The organism is Saccharospirillum sp. (genome assembly GCF_039982735.1).
Lineage (GTDB): Bacteria > Pseudomonadota > Gammaproteobacteria > Pseudomonadales > Natronospirillaceae > Saccharospirillum.
Genome location: NZ_JBDWXV010000001.1, coordinates 40,498 through 65,475 on the forward strand (window position 1 = coordinate 40,498; position 24,978 = coordinate 65,475).

Sequence of the window (24,978 nt, forward strand, 5' to 3'; positions counted from 1 at the left end):
ATGCCCCTATTCAGTCAGGCATGAGTGAAATTTAGGCTACAGAATACGGTTTGCGCGGCCGCTCCGAGCGGCAGTGGGGCTGTTCAATGAACGGCGGAATCAATCCAGCAGTATGGGGCACACTGGCTATACTCCGGCTCTTGTACTGAATGCTTTGCTGGCGAGCGCCATTTCTGTCAGCCTGAGCGCATCATTCAACCGGATCAGGAGGCAACATGGCAGAAGACAAGCGTCGTCGTTATTCATCGCAGGTGGTCGATGGGCTCGGCAAGTCAGCCAGCCGGGCTATGCTGCGAGCTGTTGGCTTCAGTGACGAGGATTTCCGTAAGCCCCAGGTGGGCATCGCCTCTACCTGGAGTAACCTCACACCGTGCAACATGCACATCAACCGGCTGGCGGAAGAGTCGGCAGCAGGTGCCGATGAGGCAGGCGGAAAGTCCCTGATTTTTAACACAATCACCGTATCCGATGGCATTGCTAATGGGACGGAGGGGATGAAGTACTCCCTCGTTTCCCGCGAGGTCATTGCCGATTCGATTGAGACGGTCGCCGGCTGCGAAGGCTTCGATGGCCTGGTCGCCATTGGCGGTTGCGATAAAAACATGCCCGGCTGCATGATGGGGCTAGCGCGGCTGAACCGGCCTTCGGTGTTCGTTTATGGCGGCACCATACTGCCGGGCGAGAATCATACCGATATCATTTCCGTGTTCGAGGCTGTGGGCGCGCATGCCCAGGGCAAGCTGGAACTGATTGACGTGAAACAAATAGAAGAAACCGCCATTCCCGGAGCAGGGTCGTGCGGGGGGATGTATACGGCCAACACTATGGCGTCAGCCATTGAAGCCATGGGCATGAGCTTGCCGGGCAGTTCGGCGCAGAATGCGGTGTCGGACACTAAAGTAGCGGATTGCCGGGCCGCTGGAGCCGCTGTAATGAACCTGCTGGAGCGGGATATCAAACCTTCCGACATCATGACCCGGGAAGCCTTTGAGAATGCGATTACCGTCGTGATCGCGCTTGGGGGCTCAACCAATGCGGTTCTGCATCTGTTGGCCATGGCCAGCACAGTCGGCGTTGAGTTGTCTCTCGAAGACTTTGCGGAGATCGGTAAACGGGTGCCGGTGCTGGCCGACTTGCGCCCCAGCGGCCATTACATGATGTCGGAACTGGTTGCTATCGGCGGTATTCAACCGCTGATCAAAATGCTGCTCGAACGCGGGCTGGTTCATGGCAATTGCCTGACCGTTACCGGACAAACACTGGCCGAGAATCTGGCCAGCGTTGAGCCTTACCCCGAAGCTCAGGACATTATTCATGCGTTCGATAACCCTATAAAGGCCGACAGCCACTTGCGCATTCTCTATGGCAACCTCGCCCCTACAGGCGCTGTAGCGAAAATCACCGGCAAGGAAGGCACGCACTTTACCGGTCGGGCCCGGGTGTTTCATTCGGAAGAAGAAGCACAGGAACGTATTCTGGATGGCACTGTGATCGCCGGTGATGTGTTGGTGATTCGCTACGAAGGCCCCAAAGGCGGGCCGGGCATGCGCGAAATGCTCAGCCCGACCTCGGCGATTATGGGCAAAGGACTGGGTAGCGATGTCGCGCTGATTACCGATGGCCGTTTTTCCGGGGGCAGCCATGGCTTTGTGGTTGGCCATATCACGCCCGAAGCCGCTGAGGGCGGTCCCATCGCGCTGGTAGAAGAGGGCGATACCATCACCATCGATGCCGTCAGTAACCGGATTGAGCTGGGTGTGTCCGATCAGGAGCTGGAACGCAGGCGGCAGCTCTGGCAACCACCCGGCCCACGGTTCACCCGGGGCGTGCTGGCGAAATATGCCCGCACGGTGGGGTCTGCTTCAACGGGTGCGGTGACCGATTTGCCCTAAGGTTTCTAGCGGCTTAGCGGTTCTGCGATAGCGAAGTGAATAGACAGACAGTGGGCCGGAATGTGGCTTTTTCCCCCACGAAAAGCTGTTGCGGTTGTGCTGATTATAAAGTGCTAAAGGCGCTCTTCGTCTCTGAGCGTCAGCACTTCAAAGCCGTCTGAGGTTACGGCTATCGTATGCTCCCATTGGGCCGATAACTTTTTGTCACTAGTTACGACGGTCCAGCCATCGTTCTTTTGCTTCACCTTAGCTTTGCCCTGGTTAATCATCGGTTCAATGGTGAAGGTCATGCCTTCTTTCAGAACCAGGCCTTTTCCCTGTTGGCCGTAGTGCAGTACCGACGGTGCTTCATGCATCTCACGACCAATGCCATGGCCGCAATATTCACGGACGACGGTGTAGCCGTTTTTTGTGGCGTGTCGCAGTATGGCGTGGCCAATGTCGCCCAGGGTAGCCCCCGGTTTAACGACACGTATGCCTTCCCACATGGCGTCGTAGGTTTTATCGACCAGGCGTTGTGCCAGTGGTGTCACGTCACCGATCAGGTACATTTTGCTGGAATCGGCGATGTAGCCGCCTTTTTCCAGCGTAATATCGATATTGACGATGTCACCGGGTTTCAGCGTTTGAGTCTCCGAGGGTACGCCATGGCACACCACATGGTTGACCGAGCTGTTCAATACGTACTGATAGCCGTACTGGCCTTTGCTGGCCGGGCGCGCCTGCAACTGGTCGATGATGTAGCGCTCAGCCAGGTTGTTGATATCCATGGTTGTGATGCCAGGCGCTATCTGACCATCGAGATACGCAAAAACGGAGGCGAGCAGGCGGCCGGATTCTCGCATGATCTGCAGTTCCGACGCGGATTTCAGGATAACCTCAGACACTGGCGATTTTCCTCACCTCGACTTCCGCTTCCTTCATTTGTTCGCTCACGATTTCGTTGAACGATTTGCCCGGGTTGGCTTCGGCCAGCATGCCGATTTTAATCCAGTATTCGGCTTGTGCGTTGATGGAGCGCACCATGAATGAGCTGGCTTTGCGAATGTCTTCGTGTAGGTCGTCGTTGATTTTGACAATGCCCATGATGAACTCCTAATATATGATGTGTATACGAATCATATATTGGCTGTCCGTGGGCTGTAAATACCATTACCGGGTTTATTCAGTGACCGGACTGTAATATCTGGGCTGGTTGTCCCGGGCCAGATGCACCAGATTCAGCCCATAGCGACGGGCACGGTCTACCGCCAGGGTGCTCGGGGCAGCTAGGTTAACCAGCGTAGACGCCCCGGCAATAACGGCCTTGTTGACCAGTTCGACACTGCAGCGGCTGCTCATCACCAGAGTGTGGCCCGTTAGTGAGTGTTCACGGCGCAGGGCATGGCCGATCAGCTTATCGAGGGCGTTGTGCCGGCCGATGTCTTCGCGACAGGCGAGCAGGGCGCCTTGAGGGTCGATCAGTGCTGCGGCGTGAATAGCGCCGACCTGCGGCCCCAGCGTTTGGGCTTGGGCGAGCTGGTCGCGCAACTGGCTCAGTTGTGCCAGTGGCAGCATTGGGGCGGGCTGCAATGCCTCCAGCGGCACGAAGGCGCTTTCCAGTGAATCGCTGCCACACAGGCCGCAGCCCGTTGCACCCATCATCTGCCGTTGCCGGCTGCGGTATTGCGACTGGCGGCGCGCACTCAGGGTGGCATCCAACAAGTAGGCGGGCAGGCCATCGGGTGTGTGAGTGGTTGTTAACGACCAGTCCAGCAAGTCTGCCGCGCGGCGGATCACGCCTTCACTCAGGCTGAAGCCCATCAGAAAGTCGTCGAGATCAGTCGGCGTCAGCATCATGATGCCGTGAGTGATATCGCCATAGCTGATCGAGACCGGGATCTCTTCGATCAGATCGGTTTCGGCATCAGTTTCAGCCTTGATCTGAGTGCTGAAAGAGCGCTTACCGGAAGCGGGTGGGAGCGACATCAGGGCTATCCCGGTTGCTGTGGAGTGGAGGCTCGATTGTACCGGAATGTGGGCTGAGTGTGTGCCTGTGAGCGACGTCCGGGGTGTTTAGTGGCAATGGTCCGCTTCGACTACCGGTGGTGTCTCTGCGGGGTCGGCGTGAATCCTTCCGTGGCGGTCCGACGTCTCGGGCCTAGACCGAAACATCCCTGTTTCGGACTACCCCGCAGAGGCACCACCGGCATCCGTCGCTCCCAGAGTGCAAGTCCCGAACCTTGAGTACTGTGTAGAGGGGGTTACTCGGGTATCACCGCTGTCGCTTCGATCTCGACTTTGGCTTCATCTTCAATCAAATCCGCCACCTGCACCATGGTCATCGCCGGGAAATGCTTGCCGAGCACGGCGCGATAGGCTTCGCCGACTTCGGTGAGGCGGGTCAGGTACTCGGCTTTGTCGGTGACGTACCAGGTGAGGCGGACCAGGTGTTCGGGTTCTGCGTTGGCTTCGTGCAATACGGCGACAATGTTGCGCAGTGCCTGTTCGATCTGGCCGACGAAGTCATTGGTTTCGAATATCTGGTCGGCATTCCAACCGATCTGGCCACCAACGAACACGGTTTTTCCTTCGGCCAGCATGCCATTAGCGTAGCCGACCGCGCGTTTCCAGCGGCTGGGGTGAAGCAGTTGGTGGGGGTTGGATGCAGTCATCAGGAGGATCCTTTTTCAGTCGCGGCGGCGGGGGTTTCCCGGTCGCGTTCAAATTGGTGGCGCATGGCTTCTGGCCAGCGCTGAGGTTTACCGCTGGTCATATCGACATAAACGAGGGTGGATTCGTTCGTCAGGCGTAGGTCGTTCCCGCAGTGGGCGGTGATGCTCAGGGTCAGGCTGGCGTTGCCAGTCTGGGTAACAGTCAGCCGGAAGTCGAGCCAGTCGCCAAGGCGGCTGGGGGCTTTGAAATCGGTGTTCAGGTTTACCGTCGGTACGCTGGTGCCGGATTCAATGTGCAGGCTGTTGAAGTCGCGGCCGACGACGTCGGCGAACCAGTCTTCCACCACGGCGTTAATCATTTCAAAATACCGTGGGAAGTAGACAATGCCGGCCGGGTCGCAGTGGCCGAATCGAACCTTGTGTCGGGTCAGGTACGCCATGATTATACGCCCAGGTAGCGGTCTTTGAGGCCGTCGGTCAGGGCGTCGGGTTCGCCGGCCCAGACGGTCTGGCCTTTTTCCAGAATCAGGCAGTGACTGGCCAGCGGCAGCACTTCTTTCAGGGTTTTGTCGACCAGCAAAATCGACAGCCCTTCCTCCTTCAGCGTGCGGATGGCGCGCCAGATTTCCTGACGGATCACCGGGGCCAGGCCTTCGGTGGCTTCATCGAGCACCAGTAACTTGGGGTTGGTCATTAGCGCCCGGCCGATGGCCAGCATTTGTTGTTCGCCGCCGGAGAGGGTGTTGGCGCTCTGGTCGCGCCGTTCGGCCAGGCGCGGAAACAGGGCTTCTACCTTGGTTTGATCCCAATGGCCGGGGCGGGCCGTGGCCAGCAGGTTTTCACGTACCGAGAGGTTGGTAAAGCAGCGGCGGCCCTCCGGCACCAGGCCGAGCCCCATCTGCGCAATGCGAAAACCCTGGGCCCGGGTGATGTCCTTCCCTTCGAATTCAATGGAGCCAGCCGAGGGCGGGGTGAGCCCAAACACTGAGCGAATGGTGGTGGTTTTGCCCATGCCGTTGCGGCCCATCAACGCCACCAATTCACCGGCGGCAATCGAAAGATCAACACCAAACAGGGCCTGGGACGGGCCATAGAAGGTCTCGAGGTTATGCACTTTCAGCATGGTCGTCTCCCAGATAGGCTTCGCGAACGTTCGGGTCATTGCGGATAGTGTCACTGTCGCCGTGTGCGATGACTTCACCGGCCACCAGTACTGAAATTCGATCGGCCAGGCGAAAAACCGCATCCATATCGTGCTCGATCAGCAAAATGGGCACCTGGTGCTTGAGCGTTTCGAGGAGGGTGGTCAGCTTGGCTGTGCCTTCCGGACCAAGGCCTGCCATGGGCTCGTCCAGCAACAGAATTTTGGGCTTCAGCGCCAGAGCGCAGGCGACTTCAACCTGGCGGCGCTCACCATGAGACAGCTCGGCCACCGGCGTATCGGCGCGGTGGCCAAGGTCCATTTGCGCCAACACCGCATCGGCCGGCTCGCGCAAGCTGGCATCACTGTTTACCGGTTTCCAGAAACGGAAACTGCTGCCCTGTAGGGCTTGTACCGCCATCATCACATTGCGCCGTACGCTCAGGCTTTCGGCCAGTGACGACACCTGAAAGCTGCGCCCCAGCCCCTGGCGGGCACGTTCCGCGACCGACAGGGAATCGAGTGATTGTCCGTCGAGCCAGAGGGTGCCGGAGTCGGGTGCCAAGGTGCCAGCGATTTGGGCAATCAGGGTCGATTTACCGGCCCCGTTCGGGCCGATCAGCGCATGAATTTCGCCCGGCATCACGTTGATGGAGACGTCTTTTGTGGCGTGCAGGGCGCCAAAGCGTTTGTTCAGGTTCTGTATGCTGAGGACGGCCTCATTCATGACGCGACCTCCCGGACAGCAGACCAAAGACGCCACCGCGCGCGAAAAGCACGACAGCCAGCAACACCAGACCGAGAAAGAACTGCCAGTATTCGGTTAAGCCGCCGAGCCAGAATTCCATGGCAACAAACAGCATGGCACCCGCTACCGGTCCATAGAGCCGGCCGACACCGCCGAGAATCACGATCACCATTATTTCACCGGAGCGATGCCAGTCGAGCATCGAGGTACCGACAAAGCCGTTCAGGTCGGCAAAGAGTGCCCCGGCCAGGCCGGTGATCATGCCGCTGATGACAAAGGCCACCAGTTTGACCGGACGGGGTTCAACGCCCGAGGTTGCAAGGCGAACCGGGTTCAGACGCGCCATTGTCAGAGCCGCGCCGAAGCGCGAGCCAAGCAGGCGATGGCAGAACGACAGAGCCGCCAGCAGCAACCCGAAACACAGAAAAAAGAAGACAAGACTGTTGTTGGTATTCAGCCCCCAGAGCTGGTTGCGAATGTAGATTGGCAGACCATCTTCACCGCCGTAGGTCGGCCAGGAAATGGCGAAATAGTAAATCATCTGGGCAAAGGCCAGAGTGATCATAATGAAGTAGACGCCAGAGGTGCCGAGCGACAGTCGGCCAATGCCATAGGCCAACAGGCCACACAGGGCGATGGCGGTTAACCAGAGCGGGATCATCTGGTCGCTGCCGTTGGGCAGAAATGGAATGCCGAGCGCCGGGGTCATGTCGAAGGCGTGAAAAGCGCCGATGCCTGCGACATAGCCGCCGAGGCCAAAGTAGGCGGCATGACCGAAACTGACCATCCCACCAAAGCCCAGTGCCAGGTTAAGGCCAACACCGGCCAGGGCGATGATGACCATGCGCGAGGCCAGGTTCACGAAAAAGTTCTCGCCGGCGAGGTAAGCGACCGAGGCGCCGACGACCAGAATCAATAGCAGACCGAGGCTGATCCAGCCTTCCCGGTCGAGCCGGAAACGGGCCGGTTGTGCCGGGCCTGTTGCGGTAAGGGAATGCGATTGCGTCATAACCGGCCTTCTCAGTGTTTGACGGCAAAAAGGCCGTTGGGTTTAAAGATGAGGATGATTGCCATCAGGATGTAGATCAGCATTGAGGCAATGGCCGCCCCAACGCCGGAAGCGGCTGACGCTTCCATAAAGAGTTTGAATAAATCAGGCAGCAAAACCCGGCCCAGGGTATCCACCACGCCAACCAGCAAAGCCCCGACAAGGGCACCCTTGATGGAGCCAATGCCACCGATGACGATCACTACAAAAGCCAGAATTAACACGGGCTCACCCATGCCAACCTGAACCGACTGCAGCGCGCCGATGGTGGCACCGGCGAGGCCAGCGAGACCGGCGCCCAACGCAAATACCAGGGTGTACAGCGTGCTGATGTCCACGCCAAGCGCACCGATCATTTCGCGGTCGTTCTCACCAGCGCGGATGCGCATGCCCAGGCGGGTGCGGCTAATCAGCAGATACAGGCCAATGGCAATCAGCACACCCATGCCAATAATGGCGAGCCGGTACAGCGGATACTCGACGCCAAAGGGCAATATCACAGACCCCGCCAGACTATCCGGCACATTCAGCCACAGAGGCGATGAACCGTACAGCCAGCGGGTGCCTTCGGAAAAAATAAGGATCAGCGCGAAGGTGGCGAGCACCTGGTCGAGATGATCCCGATGGTAGAGCCGTCGGATCACGGCAAATTCGACCAGAGCTCCCACGGCCGCAGCCGCCAGCGTACCGGCCAGCAAACCCACCCAGAAATTACCGGTGGTGCCGGTTACCCAGGCTGTTACAAAGGCACCGGTCATGTAAAACGACCCGTGTGCCAGGTTGATCAGCCCCATGACGCCGAACACCAGCGTCAGGCCACTGGCCATCAGAAACAGCATGGTGCCCAGCTGCAGGCCATTGAGCAGTTGTTCAAAGAGTAACGACAGGGTCAAACCGGAGTCCTCGTAAGCATTAGCAGGTTATTGAAATTCGGAGAATTTCGGTGGCCTGCTTTTTTCAACAACCTATTAGCAGGGGGAGCGAGCTCCCCCGGTCACTCACATGCTGCATTGATCGACGTAAACGTCTTGCATGTCTTCAACAGCCACACCGACCAGCTGGTTGGTTACGCCGTCGCCGCTGGCCACGATCTCACGGACGTAGATGTCCTGAATCGGATGGTGGTTGGTGCCGAAGCGGAAGTCGCCGCGAACGGAGTCGAAATCGGCTGCACGCAGGGCTTCACGGAAGGCATCGGCGTCATCCGGGTGGGCGTCGTCGAGGGCGGCGAGAATCAGGCGGGCGGTATCGTAACCCTGAGAGGCATACAAAGTCGGGGTGCGACCGTGCTTCTCCCGGAATGACGATACAAAGGCCTGGTTGGCAGCGTTGTCGAGGTCATACGCCCACTGGGAGGTGTTGCGCACACCGATAGCGGCTTCGCCAATCGCACCGATGATGATTTCATCGAAGGAGAAAGCCGGGCCGTAGACCGGAATGTCGACACCGGAGCCTGCATATTGCTTCATGAAGGCGATACCCATACCACCCGGTAGGAAGTAGAACACACTGTCGGCGCCGCTGGCGCGGATCTGGGCGATTTCAGCGGCATAATCGGTCTGCCCCAGCTGGGTGTAGACTTCGTTGGCCAGCTCTCCGGTGTAGCGGGCTTTGAAGCCTTCGAGTGCATCGGTACCGGCCGGGTAGTTGGGAGCCAGAATAAAGGCGTTTTCAAAGCCCTCGGTGCTCATGTATTCGCCCATGGCCTCGTGCAGGCTGTTGTTCTGCCAGGCGACGTTGAAGTAATTTTCATGGCATAACCGACCGGCCAGATCAGACGGGCCCGCGTTCACCGACAGGTAAAAAGTACCCTGGCGCACAACACTGGGTACCACGGCCATGGCCAGGTTCGACCAGATAATCCCGGTCATGATGTCAACCTCTTCGCGCTGAACGAATTCATCGGCCAGGCTTTTGGCGACATCCGGTTTCTGGGCGTCGTCCTGAATCAGCACTTCGACATCGTCACGACCGGCCTGTTCAATGGCCAGCATAAACCCATCCCGTGCATCGACACCCAGGTGCGCGCCGCCGCCGGACAGCGTAGTAATCATCCCAATCTTAACGTCTTCAGCCTGCGTTGGTGCTGCAATGGCGGTCGCCATCAACAGTCCCAAACCTGCATTCATTACCTTCTTCATGGTCACACCTCCTGGTGTTTTTCTCGTTATTGTTTGACTCTTCGGTAAAACTTAGCGTGTGCCAATGGTTCGCATCCACCGTCGGATACGACCCCGGCGGGTCGCTGCAAGCACGTCCATGTAAGCTCGGCGGCTCCCATCCATGGGAGCCGACGCCCCGCCGGTGCCACACCCGGCAGCCGATGCTTGGGCTGTTGGTTGCTTTGGCGAGGTGAAAACCTTTCTACTACTCGGGCACACCGCCTACAATGTAAAGACTTTTTCGTTCCCGCTAAACACTTGTTTTACGTTGGGTGAACTCTGGTTCTGATTAAAGCTCCTCTTTCAAACGGAACCGCTGAACCTTTCCCGTCGCCGTTTTCGGCAATTGCTCGATGAATTTGATTGAGCGCGGGTATTTGTAAGGGGCGATCTGGCTTTTCACGTAATCCTGCAGGCGCTGGATGCAGTCGTCGTCGGCGACCAGACCCTCGGCCAGTACAATGTGGGCCTGGACGATCTGGCCGCGCTCTTTATCGGGCGTGCCAATGACCGCGCATTCGAGGACGTCCGGATGGCCGAGCAGGCAGGCTTCGACTTCGGGGCCGGCGATGTTGTAGCCGGAACTGATGATCATGTCGTCGGTGCGGGCGGCGAAGTGGAAGTAACCGTCTTTGTCCTGACTGAACGCATCGCCGGTGAGGTTCCAGCCGTCGCGTACGTAGTTGAGCTGGCGGGCATCGTTCATATAGCGGCAGCCTGTTGGCCCGCGCACGGCAAGTTTGCCGACAGTGCCCCGGGGCACTTCGTTCATCTCGTCATCGACGATCTTTGCCTCGTAACCGGGAACCGGGGTGCCTGTGCAGGCGGGCCTGGCGTCGTCGAGGCGGTTGGAGATGAAGATGTGCAGCATTTCTGTGGCACCGATACCGTCAAGCATGGGTTTGCCGGTTTTTTGTTGCCACTCATCGAAGACCGGGGCGGGCAGGGTCTCACCAGCTGAGACTGCCGCGCGCAAACTCGACAGATCTGCGCCTTCGTCCATCGCTTTAAGCATCACACGGTAGGCCGTTGGGGCGGTGAAGGAAATGGTCGCTTTGTAGCGCTGTATAATGTCGATCATGTTCGGTGGCGAGGCGGTTTCCAGCAGGGTGGCGGTGGCACCGAAACGCAGTGGGAAAATGGCCAGGCCGCCGAGGCCGAAGGTAAACGCCAGTGGAGGTGAGCCGACGAAGACGTCGTCTGGTGTGACCTGCAGAACTTCTTTGGCGTAGGTATCGGCCACGGCCAGCAGGTCGCGGTGGAAATGCATGGTGGCTTTGGGTGAGCCAGTGGTGCCGGAGGTAAAGCCAAGCAACGCGACGTCGTCGGCGCGGGTGGGTGCAGCGTCGAAATGCACCGGCTTTTCCAGGGCGGCGTGGTCGAGTTCGGCATCATGGTTGGCGGTGCCGTCGAAGCCAATAACAGATTTTAGGAATTTGCTGTCAGCGGCGCAGCGTTTTATTTCGTCGAGCAGGCGGGTGTCGCAGAGGGCGTGGCTGATCTCGGCCTTATCGACAATTTTGGCCAGTTCACCAGCGCGCAACATGGGCATGGTGTTGACGGCAACAGCGCCAATTTTGGTAACAGCGAGCCAACAGGCAACAAAGGCCGGGTTGTTGGCGGATCGAATCAGGACTCGGTTCCCGGGCTGGATGCCGAAGTCGTCAATCAGGGCATGTGCCAGTCGGTTGGTCCAGTCCGTCAGTTCTTTATAGGTGCGGCGACGGCCATTGCCGATGAGGGCGGTCCGATCACCGAGGCCCCGTTCGACCAGGCGGTCGGTGAGTTCGACGCCAGCGTTCAGTAGCTCCGGGTAAGGTACGCGGTCGAGCAGGAACACCGGTTGCTGATCGGCCGGCGGCAGATGATCGCGACAGTAGGTATCGGTGTGTGCTGACGGTACTGACATAGTTGCCTCTCTTTATTGTTGTTCGTCAAACTTCGGCGTTTTGGTCCGCTTTGTGGCATTGGCCCGCTGCGGATACCGGGTATGCTCCTGTGGGGTCGGCGTGGATCCATCCATGGAGCCTAGGCCGCAGGATATGAATCCCATCCCTAGGATTCACCCTTCGGGCTCGCTGCGCTCATGCTAAAACGCTCCTGGCGTTTTAGTCCCTGCTGCGGACTACCCCACAGGAGCATACCCGGCACCCGCTGCTTGTCCTCCTAGCTAACTTCGAAGTTTTAACTATTAGCCTGAACTCAACGCACTGCGTGCAATCACAATTTTTTGTACATCCGACGCGCCCTCATAAATTCTCAGTGCGCGAATTTCCCGATACAGACTCTCCACAATGTGGCCTTTGCGTACGCCATCGCCGCCGTGTAATTGCACGGCCTTGTCGATAACGGATTGTGCACGGTCGGTGGCGTAGAGCTTGGCCATGGCCGCCTCGCGGCTGACGCGGGCGGCGCCCTGGTCTTTGGTCCAGGCGGCGCGGTACACCAACAATGCAGCGGCGTCGACATCCAGTGCCATCTCGGCGATGTGGCCCTGTACCATTTGCAAGTCGGCAAGAGGTCCGCCGAACAATTCCCGGTTTTGGCAACGGGTCAGGGTTTCATCGAGTGCGCGCCTTGCAAAGCCGAGGGCGGCGGCGCCGACGGTGGAGCGGAATACATCCAGTACCGACATGGCAATTTTGAAACCCTGGCCAGATTCGCCGATGCGATTGGTGGCTGGAATGCGGACGTTTTTAAAACCGATTCGTGCCAGCGGGTGGGGGCTCATGGTGTGCAGGCGTTCGCGAATGTCGAACCCGGCCCGGTCGGCTTCGACCAGGAAGACCGATAGCCCTTTGGCGCCCGGGGCATCGCCGGTGCGTGCGAAGACGGTGTACAGGTCGGCGATGCCGCCGTTGGAAATCCAGGTTTTTTCGCCGTTGAGAATGTAGTCGTCACCGTCGCTGATGGCCTCGGTGGTGATGTTGGCGACATCGGAACCGGAGGCCGGTTCGGTCAGTGCGAAGGCGGAAATGATTTCGCCAGCACGGGTTTTATCGAGCCATTTCTTTTGCTCGTCGGTGCCGAACAGACTGATGGCACCGGTGCCGAGGCCTTGCATGGCGAAGGCGAAGTCGGCTAAACCATGATGGCGGGCGAGGGTTTCGCGGGCCAGGCACAGGGTGCGTACGTCGATGGCGTCGCCGGCTGTCGGTTGCAGAAAACCGGCTTTGCCGAGCGCGCGAACGAGGTTGATGCACTCGGCATCGGTGTCGGTTTCATTGCTGTGCTGGCTCAGGTTGTCGATGCACCAGGCGTCGAGTTCTTTGGCCCATTCGCGGTGGCGGTCTTCAAAAAACGGCCAGGTGAGAAAGCTGGTATCGCTCATCAGTCGCCTCCAAAAACAGGTTTTTCTTTAGCGACGAAGGCTTTGTAGGCGCGTTCGAAGTCTCGCGTTTGCATACAGATTGCCTGCGCCTGGGCTTCGGATTCGATGGCCTGGTCGAGGCTCATCGACCACTCCTGGTTGAGCTGGGTTTTGGTGATGCCGTGCGCGAAGGTTGGGCCTTCGCAGAGTTGTTGGGCATACGCTATGGCTTCGGCTTGAATCTGGTCGGCCTCGACCAGGCGGTTATAGAAGCCCCAGTTATGGCCTTCTTCGGCGCTCATGCTTCGACCGCTATACAGTAGGTCAGCGGCGCGGCCCTGACCGATGATGCGCGGCAGCATGGCGCAGGCGCCCATGTCGCAGCCAGCGAGACCGACTTTGGTGAACAGGAAGGCGGTCTTTGAATCCGGTGTGGCAAAGCGAATGTCTGAGGCCATGGCGATGATGGCGCCGGCGCCGACGCAGATACCTTCGACGGCGGCGATAACCGGTTTGTTGCAGTGGATCATGGCTTTGACCAGGTCGCCGGTCATGCGAGTGAAGGCAAGCAGGTCTTTCATGTCCATGCCGACCAGTGGCGCGATGATGTCGTGTACGTCGCCACCGGAGCTGAAGTTGCCGCCGTTGGCTGCAAACACCACAGCATGAATGTCGTCGGCGTATACGAGGTCACGAAAGGTGTCGCGCAGTTCGGCGTAGCTCTCGAAGGTGAGCGGGTTTTTGCGTTCAGGCCGGTTCAGTTGAATGATGGCGATCGGGCCTTCCGTGCGCCAGATAAAATGCTTGGGTGCGTGGTTGGCCATTTTCATGGGGTATCTCCCTGGGTCGTCGATTCGGGACTGTCCGGTTCTGGCCCGGCTTCGGTGGGCAGGTGCGCGAACAGTTCATTCATGTGGTGCGTTTCCTGGCTCGACAGTGAACTGAACAGTTCGTCGACCCAGTGCTCGTGGGCCTGGGCCATCTGATGAAATTGTTCGGAGCCGGTTTTGGTCAGCAGTACCCGTGTCGCTCTGCGGTCGCCTTCGATGGCGATGCGCTCCACCCAGCCATCGTCAACCAGGCGGCTAATGATGCCGGTGACGTTGCCGTTCGAGACTTTTAATTGCTGTGATAGCTCGTTCATTTTTAACCCGTCCGGGTGACGTGATAGCGCGGCCATCACATCGAAGCGGGGTAGGGTGGTGTTGAACTGGAGGCGCAGCCGTTCACGCAGCTCGGATTCAACTCGGCGGGTCGTGCGCAATAGTCGCAGCCAGAGTCGCAGGTGCTCTTTGCTGGTGAGATGCCGGTTTGGGGCGATGCTGGCCGGTTCGCTCATTACAACTCCCCTCCGGCAATGGCGATGGCCTGGCCAGTAATCGCCTGGGCGGCGGGGCTGGCAAGCCACAACGCGGTCGCCGAGACATCCGATGGTTGAATCAAGCGCCCCTGGGGGTTGGTGGCGAGCAGTTGCGCCCGGGCTTCTGAATCGCTAAGCCCGGTTTTAGCGCTGATGTTGGCCAGGCTTTCATCGAGCAAGGGGGTTTCGGTGAACCCAGGACACAGAGCATTGACGGTGATGCCCTGTTTGGCGGTTTCCAGGGCCAGCGCGCGAACGAGCCCGATTACGCCGTGCTTGGCTGCACAGTAGGGCGCAACATAGGGGTAACCTTTTAGGCCGGCGGTTGACGCAACGGCTAGTAACCGGCCGCCGTCAGTCAGTTTGGTCAGCCCGCCTTGCAACGTTAAAAAAACCCCGGTCAGATTCACATTGAGCATGCGTTGCCAGTCTTCGAGGCTGGTTTTGCGCAAGGGAGCACTGCTGGCGGCACCGGCATTGGCGATGACGATGTCCAGTGAATCGATATCACTGAACAGGGCGTCAACTGAGGCCGGGTCAGTTACGTCGGCGACCCGGTATTCTATCCCGGAATGCGCCGCAGCAACCTGCTGAAGTTTGGATTCGGTGCGCCCGGCGATGATCACTCTCGCGCCGGCATTGGCGAAGGCTTGCGCCAGGTCGGCACCAATGCCGCTACCGCCGCCGGTGATCAGAACCTTTTTGTCAGCGAAGCTGTTGTCTTTCGAAACCGATGGCATGGGTTAAATCAGTCCTTCATCGCGTTCAGCCAGGCGCAGCAGTTGATCGCGCCCCGCATAGTATGGTTTGGGCCAGTTCTGGTGGTCGTTGCCGATTTTGGCGGCGGCGTGCAGGGTCCAGTAGGGGTCGGCCAGGTGCGGCCGTGCCAGGCAAACCAGATCGGCGCGTCCAGCCATTAGAATGGAATTCACATGGTCCGGGTCGTAAATGTTGCCGACGGCCATGGTGGGTATTTTCAGATCGTTGCGAATGCGATCGGCAAACGGGGTCTGGAACATGCGGCCGTAAATGGGCTGCGCGTGCACCGAGGTCTGACCCGCAGATACATCGATCAGGTCAACACCGACGGCCTTGAATCGTGCTGCGATTTCGACGGCTTCATCGGGTGTAATGCCCTCATCGCCGACCCAGTCGTGGGCTGAAATTCGCACGGACAGCGGTTTGTCTTCAGGCCAGGCTTCGCGCACCGCCTTTACCACTTCGAGCGGATAGCGCATTCGGTTGCTCAGGCTGCCGCCGTATTCGTCGGTGCGGTGATTGGTCAGTGGGGTAATAAAGCCCGAGAGTAAATAGCCGTGTGCGGCGTGCACTTCGAGCATGTCGAAGCCAGCTTCTTCAGCCAAGTGGGCAGCTTTCACAAAGGCGTCCCGAACGGTATCCATATCGGCGCGGTCCATGGCTTTGGGCAACGCGTTGTCCGGTGACCAGGGCTGGGCCGTGGCCGCCATGATGGGCCAGTTGCCTTCTTTAAGCGGCGCATCCATGGTTTCCCAGCCGAGCTGGGTTGAGCCCTTGGCGCCGGAATGACCCAGTTGCATGCAGAGTTTGGCGTCGGTTTCAGTGTGTACAAAATCGGCCAGGCGTTTCCAGGCCGCAACCTGTTCGGCGTTATACAGGCCGGGGCATCCGGGTGTGATTCGGCCTTCGGGGGTGACGCAGGTCATTTCGGTGTACACCAGGCCAGCCCCACCTTTGGCGCGCTCGGCGTAATGCACGAAGTGCCAGTCGGTCGGGCAGCCGTCGACGGCTTTGTATTGCGCCATCGGTGACACTACCACTCGGTTTTTCAACGTCATGCCGCGTACTTTGTAGGGCGCAAACATAGGTGCCTGATCGGTTTCGGCGCCGGCCTGTTGCTGGAACCAGCGCTCGGCTGACTGCAGCCAGGCGGGGTCGCGCAGGCGCAGATTTTCGTGGCTGATGCGTTGTGAACGAGTCAGCAGGGCGTAGTTGAATTGGACCGGATCCAGATCCAGGTAGCGTTCTACCTGCTCAAACCATTCGGTGGAATTACGTGCTGCTGATTGCAGGCGTAACACCTGCAGTCGTCGCTCGGCTTCGTAGCGTTCGAAGGCGGCACTGAGCGTTGGTTCGGATTCAACATACTCGGCCAGGGCAATGGCGGATTCCAGCGCTAGCTTGGTTCCGGAACCGATGGAAAAATGCGCGGTGGCCGAGGCGTCGCCCATCAGTACCACGTTCTTGTGGCTCCAGCGTTCGCACAATACCCGCGGGAAATTGATCCAGGCTGAGCCGCGAATGTGGCGGGCGTTGGTCATCAGTGCATGGCCGTCGAGATGATCTGCGAAGATACGTTCGCAGACGGCGATTGATTCGTCCTGGTTCATTGACCCGAAGCCGAAGGCGTTCCAGGTTGCTTCTGAGCATTCAACGATGAAGGTCGCGGTGTCGTTATCGAATTGATAGGCGTGCGCCCAGACCCAGCCGTGCTCGGTTTTCTCGAAGATGAAGGTAAAGGCATCGTTGAATTTCTGATGGGTGCCGAGCCAGACAAACTTGCAGGCACGAACGTCGATATCGGGTTTGAAAATGTGCTCGAAGTGCTGGCGTATCTTGGAGTTGATGCCATCGGCCGCGACCACGAGGTCGAAGCCACTCACAAAGGCGTCGATGTCTTCAAAAGGCGTTTCGAAGTGCAGGGTGATTCCGAGTTCCCGGGCGCGTTCCTGCAGCAAAATGAGTAATTGCATGCGGCCGATGCCGCAAAAACCATGGCCGGTCGAGGTGGTGCGCACGCCGTTGTGAACCACGGCAATGTCATCCCAGTAGGCGAAGTGCTCGCGAATGCGTTCGGCACTAACCGGGTCGTTCTGCGCCAGGTTGTCGAGGGTTTCGTCTGACAGTACGACACCCCAGCCAAAGGTGTCGTCGGCCTTGTTGCGCTCAAACACCTGGATGTCGTGGTCCGGGTTACGCAACTTGGCGCTGATGGCAAAATACAGACCCGCAGGTCCACCGCCGAGGCAAGCTATTTTCATTCTTATTGACCTTTAGTGGCTAAGCCCGTGCCCGACACCGGGTACGCCTATCCGGGGTCGGCGTGAACCCGTCCATGGGGCCTAGGCCGCAACATCCTTGTTGCGGACTACCCCGGATAGGCATACCCAGTGCCGGGCACTCGATTTGTTGCCAACTTCAATACGTGATTCAGTCTTGGGCGTCTGTCTTTGTTTTGCGTCCTTAATGCCCAACTTCTTTTCTTGTTGTGTATCTTTCGTTCAATGTAGCCCCGCGGGAAATATATTTCAAGCTTAAACATTTAGGCTTGAATGATTTATCATAAGCTCTGTTTAATGGCGACTGAAAGAGGTTCAGGGTTATTCTGGGTTCTGTTCACTCAAGTTTCGGACTTCGCTGAGCGGCTAGCAGCGGGTGCCGGGTGAACTCCTGTGGGGAAGTCCACAGCATGGATGCTGTGGTCTAGGCCCCATGGGAGGGGTTCACGCCGACCCCACAGGAGTTCACCCGGTAGCCGATGCGTACCATTGCCAGTGGATTGACCTGAGCTCTGGGGCCATATTGTTAACCACCTACTTAATTTAAAGCCGGAGACATCATGCTGTACCGTCAATTTAAAACACAGGAGGCCATTGATCTGGCCTATGACCCCTCGAAAACGGCCGATGGCGCCGCTGCCATGGCGCACTACAAGGCCATGAGCGCGAAAGCGATGGCTGATTTGGCGGTGCTTGCCAACTTGCGCTTTGGCCAGAGCCTGCCGGAAACACTGGATCTGTTCCCTGCCAAAACGCCGGGCGCTCCGTTGCATGTGTTTTTTCATGGGGGCTACTGGCGTTCTTTGAGCAACAAGGAGTTCGCTTTTGCCGCGCGCGGGCTGGTTGAAGCGGACGTCAGCGTGGCGGTGGTCAACTACGCCCTGTGCCCCTCGGTGACCCTGGGCGAGCTGGTGCGCCAGTGTCAGGTTTCCCTGCTTTGGTTGGCCGATCAGGCGGCAGACTATGGCTATGACCCGGAACGCATTACCGTGTCCGGTCATTCGGCAGGCGGGCATATTGTCGGTATGTTGCTGTCGACCGACTGGCAGGGGCTTTACGGCCGCTCGCCTGACTTGATTAAAGGCGCTACGGCTATTAGTGGGTTATTCGATCTTGCGCCTTTCCCCTATTCCTGGCTGCAGCCCAAGCTGCAACTGACGGGGAGGGATGTGATGACGCTGAGCCCGGTTCGCATTGAGTCAAGGGTAGCTTGTCCGGTGAATCTGGTGGTGGGAGCCCTGGAGTCGGATGAGTTTCACCGTCAGTCGACGGCGTATCAGGCTCATCTTTTGGCGGCGGACGCGCAGCAAGGCGTTACCGTGGAGTCTGTTCCCGGCTGTGATCACTTCACCGTTATTGACGGATTGAATGACGGATCAGGCCAGGTATTTGACGCCATTATGCGCCACATAGCATGATTACGGGTTAGGCCGCCGTTTTTTTCAGCCATGAGTACATAATCTGCATAAATACGACCTCAGGCCGGGTGTGGGGGTTGAAATTACGGTACGGTATCTGTTCGGTGAATCCCTAGAGAGTGAATGCGTTATATGAATCTGAAGATTATTCTGCCGTTACTGATTGTCGTGGTTGCTGTCGGTGCCGGTTACGGCTATATGCAATTCCAGGGGTCAACGGAAATAGATCTCGATGTTGTGCGTATTGGCGTTGATGTGCCATACCCGCCCTACGAGTTCCGTGATGATAACGGCGAACTCACCGGGTTTGAGATTGACTTGGGCAATGCCACCTGTCGCCGGTTGAACATTCAATGCGAATGGGTCGTCACCCCTTGGGATGGCATTATCGATGGCTTGCTGGCTGGCAACTACGACACCATTATGTCGTCGATGTCGATTAACAGCGAACGTAAAACGCGAGTCGATTTTTCCGACCCGTACTACTCGACCCCGTCGGTTTTGTTTACACACAGCGCTAGCGGCATCAGCTCCGACAGCAAGAACGCACTGCAAGAGCGCCGGATTGGCGTCATTGCAAACACCATTCAGCACGAATATCTGATGGAAACGTACGGCGATGTAGCCTCAATTCGTACCTACGAGACCAACGAAGAGGTCAATACGGCCTTGCGCAGTCAGGAAGTGGATGCGGTGTTTCACGACTACCCCCACTGGGAAAGCGAGTTCATGATTGGCGGCAACTTCCCGATTCTGGGTAAGGCACGCCAGTTGGGTGAAGGTGTTGGCATGGCGTTCCGGCCCGAAGACGATAACCTCAGACGTCTGTTCAACCAGGGGATGAACTCGGTAAAAAGTGATGGGACTTATAACCGCATCCGTAAAGATTACCTTTTCTTCGACGTGATGGTCGACTGACGTAAACGTTTGCCCGGTCTCTGGCTGCCAATAGAGCCAGAGGCCGGGCGCTCAGGCTCCCTCAGGCTGGAGGCGAGACGCGCAAAATGCGACCACTGTCGGTCGATAAAAACAAATGGCCATGGTCGTCTTCGGCAATCGCCCGTATGCGTTCGCCCAGGTCCTCAAGCAACCGGTCTTCCTCACCCATTTCACCCTGATCAGTCACTTCGATATGATTCAAGTGCGTTAGCACCAGTGCACCAGCAAATAAGTGGCCTTGCCAGTCAGGAAAGGCGTCGCCCCGATACACCAGAAGGCTACCGGGTGCGATGGACGGCACATAGACTTTTACCGGGTCGACATAGCCGGGCAGCGACTCTGCTTCGCCCACATCGACCGGGCCCCAGTACTCCCTGCCATGAGAAACCACAGGCCAGCCATAGTTCTTGCCTGCCTCAATCACGTTGATTTCATCACCCCCGCGCGGACCATGCTCAATCTCCCAGAGCCGATTTCGCTCGAGATCATAGGCCAGACCCTGAGGGTTCCGATGGCCCAGACTCCAGATTTCATCGGGAATATTGGCGTCGTCAACAAAGGGATTGTCATCCGGCACCCGGCCATCCAGATGCAGTCGCATGATGGATGAGGCATGGTTGCTGAAATCCTGCCCATTATCCCGGTCACCCCGGTCTCCCACACCAAAGTAGACGTAGCCCTCGTCGTCAAAGGTGACCCGGCTGCCGAAATGCTGGCCGGCGTTTGAAGCAGAATCGGTTACCAGCAGGTCTTCCCAGCCCGTTAGCTGGTCACTGTTTTCTGATAATACAGCCCGAGCCAGCGTCGTGGCTGCACCGCCGTCGACTGCCTTGCTGTAGGTAAAGTACAGCGTCCGGTCTGACCCGAATGAGGGGCTGGTTTGCACGTCGAGCAGACCACCCTGGCCGCGGGTGGCGATATCGCCGGGCAGACCGCTGAGTTCTGAGCTTTCGCCGGATTCAGTATTCAGCAGCCAGAGCTGCCCTGCGCGGCCGGTAATGACCATTTCAGTATCGGAAATAAACGCCATACCCCAGGGCGTGCCGAAGCCACTGGCGACTGCTTCAACCTGGTACTCGTGGCCCAGGCTGGAGCCCTCAGACAACGGTTCGGCCAGAATGGAGGAGGGCAGTAAGAGTAGACCCGATAGCAAAAGCATCGCTGATAGAGTCGTTGTGCTGGGTCGGCTCGCTCTGTTCATCGTTAGACTCCTGATGGTATTTCCAATTTTTCTGAATTTGGGATGTGGCTGTTAGCTAAGCACCGAGTGACGTCTGCCGGGCAGGCATCTCCGGGGAAGTCCGAGGCATGGATGCCGAAGTCTAGGCCCCAAGGACGGGTTTACGCCGACCCCGGAGATGCCTGCCCGGCAGATGGCACGGATTACTGCACCCAATTAGACTCGGCCACTAAATTCTACGCAATCTGACTGTAGGCGGTTTCAGGGTATACTGCGCGGATGAATCGATTATTGATCCTGTTGATCCTTTTTGGCAGCCAGATTGGCCTTTCGGATTTCCTGTTATTGCCTGTGTATGCGGCACGGTATGGGGAACTGACCTTTCTGGCGCTTTACGCCATCTTTAAACTGGTGATCGTACTGCCGCTGCTTCATGCAGAGCTCGTGGCCGGGCGTCATTACCGTATTACGCCCTTTGAGTGGGTGCAAACGGGTCGGCTGGGCCCGCTGGCACCGGTGGTGTTGAGTGCGCTGGTGCTGGCCGTTATCTGCGTCGTAGCGCTGACATTGCACAACGCCAGCTGGACACTCGCCATCACCAGCGACGCCCTGCGCGGTGGCTTGACCGACTTCGACGGGCTCGACCGCATACTGTACTGGTATGAACTGGGGGCCGACCAGGTGCACCTGTCGCGCTGGATCGTGCTGCAAGTGGGTATTCTCGCCGTGCTGGCCTGGTTTGCCTGGTATGGAATGGCCTTCGCATACGCCGTCGCGTTACCGCTGTGTCTGTTGTTCATCATTTTGCAAATTCCCCAATCCGGCGCCCTGCTCGATGCCTGGAGCTGGGGAGAAGTGACCGCCGAAGGCGTGCAGCAGGCACTGAAATACGCCCTGTTGTCATCGGTTGCCGGTTTTCTGGTGTGGTATCTGGTCGGTACCCGGCTGCCACAAAGCCTGCCCACCGGGTACTGGGTGCTTTCGGTGCAATTATTTGATTTGTGGCTCGGTTTATCGATTGTCTCGGCTGTTTTTCCGGGCCTTACCATTATTCCCGCTTCCAGTGGCGATGCTGGCCTAGTGCTGCAGGGGTTGGTTGAACAAATCGCCAGAGGGGGTGACGGGGTCACCCAGTTACGGCTGTTCATGCTGGTGGCCGCCGTGATTGGCATGCTGAGCAGCGTACCGCTGTTGCTGCTGATCAGCCTGAGTGGCAGTGGTCAAACCCGGCGAGGTGGCCTGCTGCTGGCTTTGCTAGCGGCGGCCCTGCTGGCACTGGTGCTGATGGTGTCGGTGCAAGTCGAATCAGCGCTGACCTGGCGTGGCCAGCCGTTCTCTGAACTGCTCAGCGGCTTCAGTTATTCACTGGTGGTACCATTGGTGGCGCTGATGATTTCCTGGGGGGTAGGCTGGCATTTACCGCCCAACCAGGTGTTGAAACAAGTTAATCCCCGGGTTGGCGGGCGCTACCTGGCGTGGCGTGCCTCACTCAAATTTGTGATCCCGGCGGCGCTTGCGTTAACATTTACCCGCGATTCGCTGGGCTTGAGTGGTGCCGGCCTGTCCGAGATTCTCAGTGTTATCGCACTGCTGGCGGTACTGCTGCAGCTGGCCCGCTGGATCCGCCGCCAGGCTATTTACCCGCTGGATTGATCGGCTCAGGTGGGCCAATAATCTGGGTTGATGCCGCCTTACACACATTCACTTGCAGGTTTTCATGACCGACATTCACCGTTCTGCCCTGTTGCCGCATTCAGCGGAAACCCTCTATGACCTGATTAACGATGTCGCTTCCTATCCGGCGTTTCTCGACGGGGTGGTTGCTGCCGATGTCGTAGAGGCTTCAGAGCATCATATGGTCGGGCGAATGGTGGTGCGCAAGGCAGGCATCGAGCGGACGCTCATCACCCGGAACCGGTTGGAGCGGCCACATCGCATTGAATTGAATCTGGAAAAAGGGCCGTTGAAGTCTCTGCACGGTGTCTGGACCATTAAGCCTCTGGGCGATGATGGGTGCCGGGTAACGCTGGATTTGAACTTTGAGACCGATGGCCGGCTGGCGGCCTTTGCCTTTGGGCAAATCTTCAGGCAAGTCGCAGACCGCATGGTGGACGCCTTCGTGCGCCGGGCACAGCAACTCTACGGGTAAAGGCAAGTTTTCTGTATGGACATGATCAAAGTAGAAGTGGCCTACGCTACGCCGGAAAAACAACGCATCATCGAGGTGGAGGTTCCGGTGGGCACCACGGTAGCCGAAGCCGTTCGTCAGAGTGGGATGGAGCGGGAGTTTCCGGAGCTATCGCTGGAAGGCATGCCAATGGGGGTGTTTGGTCGAAAGGTACCCAAGCCAGATAGCGAAGAGCTGTATGCAGGAGACAGGGTAGAGCTGTATCGTCCGTTGCTGATCGACCCCAAGCAGGCCCGCTTGAACCGGGCCGCCAAAGCCAAACAGGATGCCGCTGGCGAGAACCTCTAGTCTGTGACCGTGCACTAGCGTCAGCTGCGGCTGATGCGTGCCACGCTGCTGCCTTCGAATTCCACGGTTACCGTGCGGTATTCGCCTTCTTCGTCCAGAATGGGGTACACCCAGCGGTTCTGGGGTTTTTCGCCCGTCAGCATGGGTGTGCCCAGCAGAAACTGTACCTGCTCGGTCGACATGCCTGGTGTCAGTTGCTGAAGCTGCTCTTCTTTAACAAAATTCCCTTGTTTGAGCTCTGGCTGGTATGGCGTTAGCAGGGTGCAAGCGCTCAGGGTAAGGCTCACCAGTGCGCTGCTGATCAGGGCGCGGGCAATTACCTTTGTTCTTTTCAGGTTCAAATCGTTATCATCCCATTCAATAGTTAAGACACAGTACAAATAACAGTACAAAAAGACGGTCAGCGGCATGGGTGCCAGCTGTTGAATGTTGCGCATGCGGCAGCGCCCGGCAGTGTATCACGCAAGATTACAGGAGACGACACAGTGACAACTCAAAACCAGGAACTGAAAAAAGTTGGCCTCAAAGTCACTTTGCCGAGGCTCAAAATCCTGCAAATGTTTGAAGGTAACCCCGACGGACACATGAGTGCCGAAGAGGTGTACAAAGCGCTTCAGGACAGCGGCGAAGATGTCGGGCTGGCAACCGTATACCGGGTGCTGACGCAGTTTGAGTCGGCCGGGCTGGTGGCCAAACACAATTTCGACGGTACCCACTCGGTTTATGAGCTGGCAAGCCCGGAACACCACGACCATATGGTCAACGTCGATAATGGCGAGGTGATTGAATTCGTCGACGACATTATTGAGCGCCGCCAGCACGAGATTGCGAAAGAGCATGGTCTGGAGCTGGTTGACCACAGTCTCATTCTTTACGTGCGTGCCAAAAAGGCCTGACACGCCCGTTTTAGTCCGGGTATAAAAGCCTGGAACCTGCCCGGGGCGTGAACCCGTTCCCGTTCCTGTACCCGGTGCTGACGTATACTGCTGGCTCGATCGATCCAAAATGGAGTGGGTAGTATGTTGGCAGTTCGAAGTAGTGTTTACCGGTTTGGAAAGCGCATGGCTACCGGCCACGCCCTGGCTGAGCGGGCAGCAGGTGTCAAAAAGCGTTCCATCAGATTATCGCTGATGTCCGGGCTGGTTACTCTGTGTGCCCTGTTCAGCGTCGCCCCGGCCGCCTTGGCGGAAGTCAGTGAAGGTGACAGCATGCCAGCATTTCGGCTGCCCACTCTCGATGGTCGGATGCTCGACAGCACTGCGTTGCAGGGGCGTGTCGTTTATATCGATTTCTGGGCGAGCTGGTGCACCACTTGCCGTAAATCCTTTCCGGAAATTAATGAATTGCATCAGGAGTTGCGTAGTCAGGGCGTCGTCTTTATTGGTATTAACACCGACGAAGACGTAGCGCTGGCAGAACGCTTCCTGCAGGGTACCCCTGTCGACTTCCTGATCCTGTCGGATCAGGACCAACAAGTAGTCAGTGAATTTCGCCCCCAGGGCTACCCGACGGCCTACGTGATCGATAAATCCGGGACCGTCCAGAAGGTGGAAGCCGGGTTTGCGGGCAAGGAAGAAACCCTGGCGTTTCTGCAGAGCCTATTATAAGCCAA

General features: G+C 58.0%; 26 protein-coding genes. 8 read left to right on the top strand and 18 right to left on the bottom strand.

The window, feature by feature from the left end; genetic code table 11:
• Positions 1-215 precede the first annotated feature (215 nt).
• Positions 216-1,892 carry a dihydroxy-acid dehydratase gene (gene ilvD, locus ABJT94_RS00165; RefSeq protein WP_348476754.1) on the top strand — a complete coding sequence of 559 codons (1,677 nt, stop codon included), beginning with the start codon at positions 216-218 and terminating at the stop codon, positions 1,890-1,892.
• Positions 1,893-2,005: 113 nt separating this feature from the next.
• On the opposite strand, the gene map is transcribed toward ilvD, so the two are convergent.
• The 16 genes from map to ABJT94_RS00245 form a co-directional block, all read right to left on the bottom strand.
• Positions 2,006-2,779, bottom strand: coding sequence for a type I methionyl aminopeptidase (gene map, locus ABJT94_RS00170; protein ID WP_348476755.1), 774 nt, complete (start codon positions 2,777-2,779; stop codon positions 2,006-2,008).
• Positions 2,772-2,978: a ParD-like family protein gene (locus tag ABJT94_RS00175; RefSeq protein ID WP_348476756.1), complete on the bottom strand. Its 207-nt coding sequence runs from the start codon at positions 2,976-2,978 to the stop codon at positions 2,772-2,774. Before ABJT94_RS00175 ends, map begins: the two co-directional genes overlap by 8 nt.
• A gap of 75 nt (positions 2,979-3,053) precedes the next feature.
• Positions 3,054-3,860 (bottom strand): formate dehydrogenase accessory sulfurtransferase FdhD, encoded by an 807-nt coding sequence (gene fdhD / locus ABJT94_RS00180; RefSeq protein WP_348476757.1) that lies wholly within the window; start codon positions 3,858-3,860, stop codon positions 3,054-3,056.
• A gap of 275 nt (positions 3,861-4,135) precedes the next feature.
• Positions 4,136-4,546, bottom strand: coding sequence for a RidA family protein (locus tag ABJT94_RS00185; protein ID WP_348476758.1), 411 nt, complete (start codon positions 4,544-4,546; stop codon positions 4,136-4,138).
• A complete protein-coding gene (locus tag ABJT94_RS00190) occupies positions 4,546-4,986 on the bottom strand; it encodes a thioesterase family protein (protein ID WP_348476760.1) in 441 nt (146 codons plus the stop codon). Before ABJT94_RS00190 ends, ABJT94_RS00185 begins: the two co-directional genes overlap by 1 nt.
• Positions 4,987-4,988: 2 nt before the next feature.
• Positions 4,989-5,669 (bottom strand): ABC transporter ATP-binding protein, encoded by a 681-nt coding sequence (locus ABJT94_RS00195; RefSeq protein ID WP_348476761.1) that lies wholly within the window; start codon positions 5,667-5,669, stop codon positions 4,989-4,991.
• Positions 5,653-6,414, bottom strand: a complete 762-nt coding sequence (locus ABJT94_RS00200; RefSeq protein WP_348476762.1) for an ABC transporter ATP-binding protein — start codon at positions 6,412-6,414, stop codon at positions 5,653-5,655. The genes ABJT94_RS00195 and ABJT94_RS00200 overlap by 17 nt, the downstream gene beginning before the upstream one ends.
• The gene (locus tag ABJT94_RS00205; protein ID WP_348476764.1) at positions 6,407-7,444 is read right to left on the bottom strand and encodes a branched-chain amino acid ABC transporter permease; all 1,038 of its coding nucleotides are present in this window, start codon (positions 7,442-7,444) and stop codon (positions 6,407-6,409) included. The genes ABJT94_RS00200 and ABJT94_RS00205 overlap by 8 nt, the downstream gene beginning before the upstream one ends.
• A gap of 11 nt (positions 7,445-7,455) precedes the next feature.
• Positions 7,456-8,376, bottom strand: a complete 921-nt coding sequence (locus ABJT94_RS00210) for a branched-chain amino acid ABC transporter permease (RefSeq protein ID WP_348476765.1) — start codon at positions 8,374-8,376, stop codon at positions 7,456-7,458.
• A gap of 105 nt (positions 8,377-8,481) precedes the next feature.
• On the bottom strand, positions 8,482-9,624 hold the full coding sequence (locus ABJT94_RS00215; RefSeq protein WP_348476766.1) for an ABC transporter substrate-binding protein: 1,143 nt from the start codon (positions 9,622-9,624) through the stop codon (positions 8,482-8,484).
• Positions 9,625-9,934: 310 nt separating this feature from the next.
• Positions 9,935-11,554 (bottom strand): benzoate-CoA ligase family protein, encoded by a 1,620-nt coding sequence (locus tag ABJT94_RS00220; RefSeq protein WP_348476767.1) that lies wholly within the window; start codon positions 11,552-11,554, stop codon positions 9,935-9,937.
• A 282-nt stretch (positions 11,555-11,836) separates the two neighbouring features.
• Positions 11,837-12,976, bottom strand: a complete 1,140-nt coding sequence (locus ABJT94_RS00225) for an acyl-CoA dehydrogenase family protein (protein ID WP_348476768.1) — start codon at positions 12,974-12,976, stop codon at positions 11,837-11,839.
• Entirely contained in the window at positions 12,976-13,785 is an 810-nt protein-coding gene (locus ABJT94_RS00230; RefSeq protein WP_348476769.1) for an enoyl-CoA hydratase family protein, read from the bottom strand. Before ABJT94_RS00230 ends, ABJT94_RS00225 begins: the two co-directional genes overlap by 1 nt.
• On the bottom strand, positions 13,782-14,294 hold the full coding sequence (locus ABJT94_RS00235; RefSeq protein WP_348476771.1) for a MarR family transcriptional regulator: 513 nt from the start codon (positions 14,292-14,294) through the stop codon (positions 13,782-13,784). Before ABJT94_RS00235 ends, ABJT94_RS00230 begins: the two co-directional genes overlap by 4 nt.
• The gene (locus tag ABJT94_RS00240; RefSeq protein ID WP_348476772.1) at positions 14,294-15,055 is read right to left on the bottom strand and encodes an SDR family NAD(P)-dependent oxidoreductase; all 762 of its coding nucleotides are present in this window, start codon (positions 15,053-15,055) and stop codon (positions 14,294-14,296) included. The genes ABJT94_RS00235 and ABJT94_RS00240 overlap by 1 nt, the downstream gene beginning before the upstream one ends.
• Positions 15,056-15,058: 3 nt before the next feature.
• A complete protein-coding gene (locus ABJT94_RS00245; RefSeq protein WP_348476773.1) occupies positions 15,059-17,335 on the bottom strand; it encodes a bifunctional salicylyl-CoA 5-hydroxylase/oxidoreductase in 2,277 nt (758 codons plus the stop codon).
• Positions 17,336-17,913: 578 nt separating this feature from the next.
• Between ABJT94_RS00245 and ABJT94_RS00250 the strand changes: the two genes are divergently transcribed.
• Complete coding sequence (locus ABJT94_RS00250; RefSeq protein WP_348476774.1) at positions 17,914-18,771, top strand: alpha/beta hydrolase; 858 nt, start codon at positions 17,914-17,916, stop codon at positions 18,769-18,771.
• A 132-nt stretch (positions 18,772-18,903) separates the two neighbouring features.
• On the top strand, positions 18,904-19,689 hold the full coding sequence (locus ABJT94_RS00255) for a transporter substrate-binding domain-containing protein (protein WP_348476775.1): 786 nt from the start codon (positions 18,904-18,906) through the stop codon (positions 19,687-19,689).
• 61 nt (positions 19,690-19,750) lie between these two features.
• On the opposite strand, the gene ABJT94_RS00260 is transcribed toward ABJT94_RS00255, so the two are convergent.
• Positions 19,751-20,911, bottom strand: a complete 1,161-nt coding sequence (locus ABJT94_RS00260) for a PQQ-dependent sugar dehydrogenase (protein ID WP_348476776.1) — start codon at positions 20,909-20,911, stop codon at positions 19,751-19,753.
• A 258-nt stretch (positions 20,912-21,169) separates the two neighbouring features.
• Between ABJT94_RS00260 and ABJT94_RS00265 the strand changes: the two genes are divergently transcribed.
• The 3 genes from ABJT94_RS00265 to ABJT94_RS00275 all read left to right on the top strand — a co-directional run bounded on the left by ABJT94_RS00265 (position 21,170) and on the right by ABJT94_RS00275 (position 23,366).
• A complete protein-coding gene (locus ABJT94_RS00265) occupies positions 21,170-22,543 on the top strand; it encodes a hypothetical protein (RefSeq protein ID WP_348476777.1) in 1,374 nt (457 codons plus the stop codon).
• Positions 22,544-22,607: 64 nt separating this feature from the next.
• The gene (locus tag ABJT94_RS00270) at positions 22,608-23,039 is read left to right on the top strand and encodes a type II toxin-antitoxin system RatA family toxin (protein ID WP_348476778.1); all 432 of its coding nucleotides are present in this window, start codon (positions 22,608-22,610) and stop codon (positions 23,037-23,039) included.
• A 15-nt stretch (positions 23,040-23,054) separates the two neighbouring features.
• On the top strand, positions 23,055-23,366 hold the full coding sequence (locus ABJT94_RS00275) for an RnfH family protein (RefSeq protein ID WP_348476779.1): 312 nt from the start codon (positions 23,055-23,057) through the stop codon (positions 23,364-23,366).
• A gap of 20 nt (positions 23,367-23,386) precedes the next feature.
• Here ABJT94_RS00275 and bamE read toward each other — a convergent pair whose 3' ends face one another.
• Complete coding sequence (gene bamE / locus ABJT94_RS00280; RefSeq protein WP_348476780.1) at positions 23,387-23,803, bottom strand: outer membrane protein assembly factor BamE; 417 nt, start codon at positions 23,801-23,803, stop codon at positions 23,387-23,389.
• A gap of 48 nt (positions 23,804-23,851) precedes the next feature.
• On the opposite strand from bamE, the gene fur reads away from it, so the two are divergent.
• The gene (gene fur, locus ABJT94_RS00285; RefSeq protein ID WP_127556598.1) at positions 23,852-24,262 is read left to right on the top strand and encodes a ferric iron uptake transcriptional regulator; all 411 of its coding nucleotides are present in this window, start codon (positions 23,852-23,854) and stop codon (positions 24,260-24,262) included.
• Between the two features lie 123 nt (positions 24,263-24,385).
• The gene (locus ABJT94_RS00290; RefSeq protein WP_348476781.1) at positions 24,386-24,973 is read left to right on the top strand and encodes a TlpA disulfide reductase family protein; all 588 of its coding nucleotides are present in this window, start codon (positions 24,386-24,388) and stop codon (positions 24,971-24,973) included.
• Positions 24,974-24,978: the final 5 nt, after the last annotated feature.

Bases quoted from the DNA above. Each gene is read 5' to 3' on its own strand.
- ABJT94_RS00175 (WP_348476756.1), bottom strand. From the start codon at position 2,978: ATGGGCATTGTCAAAATCAACGACGACCTACACGAAGACATTCGCAAA.
- ABJT94_RS00235 (WP_348476771.1), bottom strand. From the start codon at position 14,294: ATGAGCGAACCGGCCAGCATCGCCCCAAACCGGCATCTCACCAGCAAA.
- ilvD (WP_348476754.1), top strand. From the start codon at position 216: ATGGCAGAAGACAAGCGTCGTCGTTATTCATCGCAGGTGGTCGATGGG.
- ABJT94_RS00190 (WP_348476760.1), bottom strand. From the start codon at position 4,986: ATGGCGTACCTGACCCGACACAAGGTTCGATTCGGCCACTGCGACCCG.
- ABJT94_RS00195 (WP_348476761.1), bottom strand. From the start codon at position 5,669: ATGCTGAAAGTGCATAACCTCGAGACCTTCTATGGCCCGTCCCAGGCC.
- ABJT94_RS00225 (WP_348476768.1), bottom strand. From the start codon at position 12,976: ATGAGCGATACCAGCTTTCTCACCTGGCCGTTTTTTGAAGACCGCCAC.
- ABJT94_RS00205 (WP_348476764.1), bottom strand. From the start codon at position 7,444: ATGACGCAATCGCATTCCCTTACCGCAACAGGCCCGGCACAACCGGCC.
- ABJT94_RS00275 (WP_348476779.1), top strand. From the start codon at position 23,055: ATGGACATGATCAAAGTAGAAGTGGCCTACGCTACGCCGGAAAAACAA.
- ABJT94_RS00230 (WP_348476769.1), bottom strand. From the start codon at position 13,785: ATGAAAATGGCCAACCACGCACCCAAGCATTTTATCTGGCGCACGGAA.
- ABJT94_RS00255 (WP_348476775.1), top strand. From the start codon at position 18,904: ATGAATCTGAAGATTATTCTGCCGTTACTGATTGTCGTGGTTGCTGTC.
- ABJT94_RS00265 (WP_348476777.1), top strand. From the start codon at position 21,170: ATGAATCGATTATTGATCCTGTTGATCCTTTTTGGCAGCCAGATTGGC.
- ABJT94_RS00215 (WP_348476766.1), bottom strand. From the start codon at position 9,624: ATGAAGAAGGTAATGAATGCAGGTTTGGGACTGTTGATGGCGACCGCC.
- ABJT94_RS00220 (WP_348476767.1), bottom strand. From the start codon at position 11,554: ATGTCAGTACCGTCAGCACACACCGATACCTACTGTCGCGATCATCTG.
- ABJT94_RS00270 (WP_348476778.1), top strand. From the start codon at position 22,608: ATGACCGACATTCACCGTTCTGCCCTGTTGCCGCATTCAGCGGAAACC.
- ABJT94_RS00290 (WP_348476781.1), top strand. From the start codon at position 24,386: ATGTTGGCAGTTCGAAGTAGTGTTTACCGGTTTGGAAAGCGCATGGCT.
- bamE (WP_348476780.1), bottom strand. From the start codon at position 23,803: ATGCGCAACATTCAACAGCTGGCACCCATGCCGCTGACCGTCTTTTTG.
- ABJT94_RS00185 (WP_348476758.1), bottom strand. From the start codon at position 4,546: ATGACTGCATCCAACCCCCACCAACTGCTTCACCCCAGCCGCTGGAAA.
- ABJT94_RS00200 (WP_348476762.1), bottom strand. From the start codon at position 6,414: ATGAATGAGGCCGTCCTCAGCATACAGAACCTGAACAAACGCTTTGGC.
- ABJT94_RS00260 (WP_348476776.1), bottom strand. From the start codon at position 20,911: ATGAACAGAGCGAGCCGACCCAGCACAACGACTCTATCAGCGATGCTT.
- ABJT94_RS00245 (WP_348476773.1), bottom strand. From the start codon at position 17,335: ATGAAAATAGCTTGCCTCGGCGGTGGACCTGCGGGTCTGTATTTTGCC.
- ABJT94_RS00240 (WP_348476772.1), bottom strand. From the start codon at position 15,055: ATGCCATCGGTTTCGAAAGACAACAGCTTCGCTGACAAAAAGGTTCTG.
- fdhD (WP_348476757.1), bottom strand. From the start codon at position 3,860: ATGTCGCTCCCACCCGCTTCCGGTAAGCGCTCTTTCAGCACTCAGATC.
- ABJT94_RS00250 (WP_348476774.1), top strand. From the start codon at position 17,914: ATGCTGTACCGTCAATTTAAAACACAGGAGGCCATTGATCTGGCCTAT.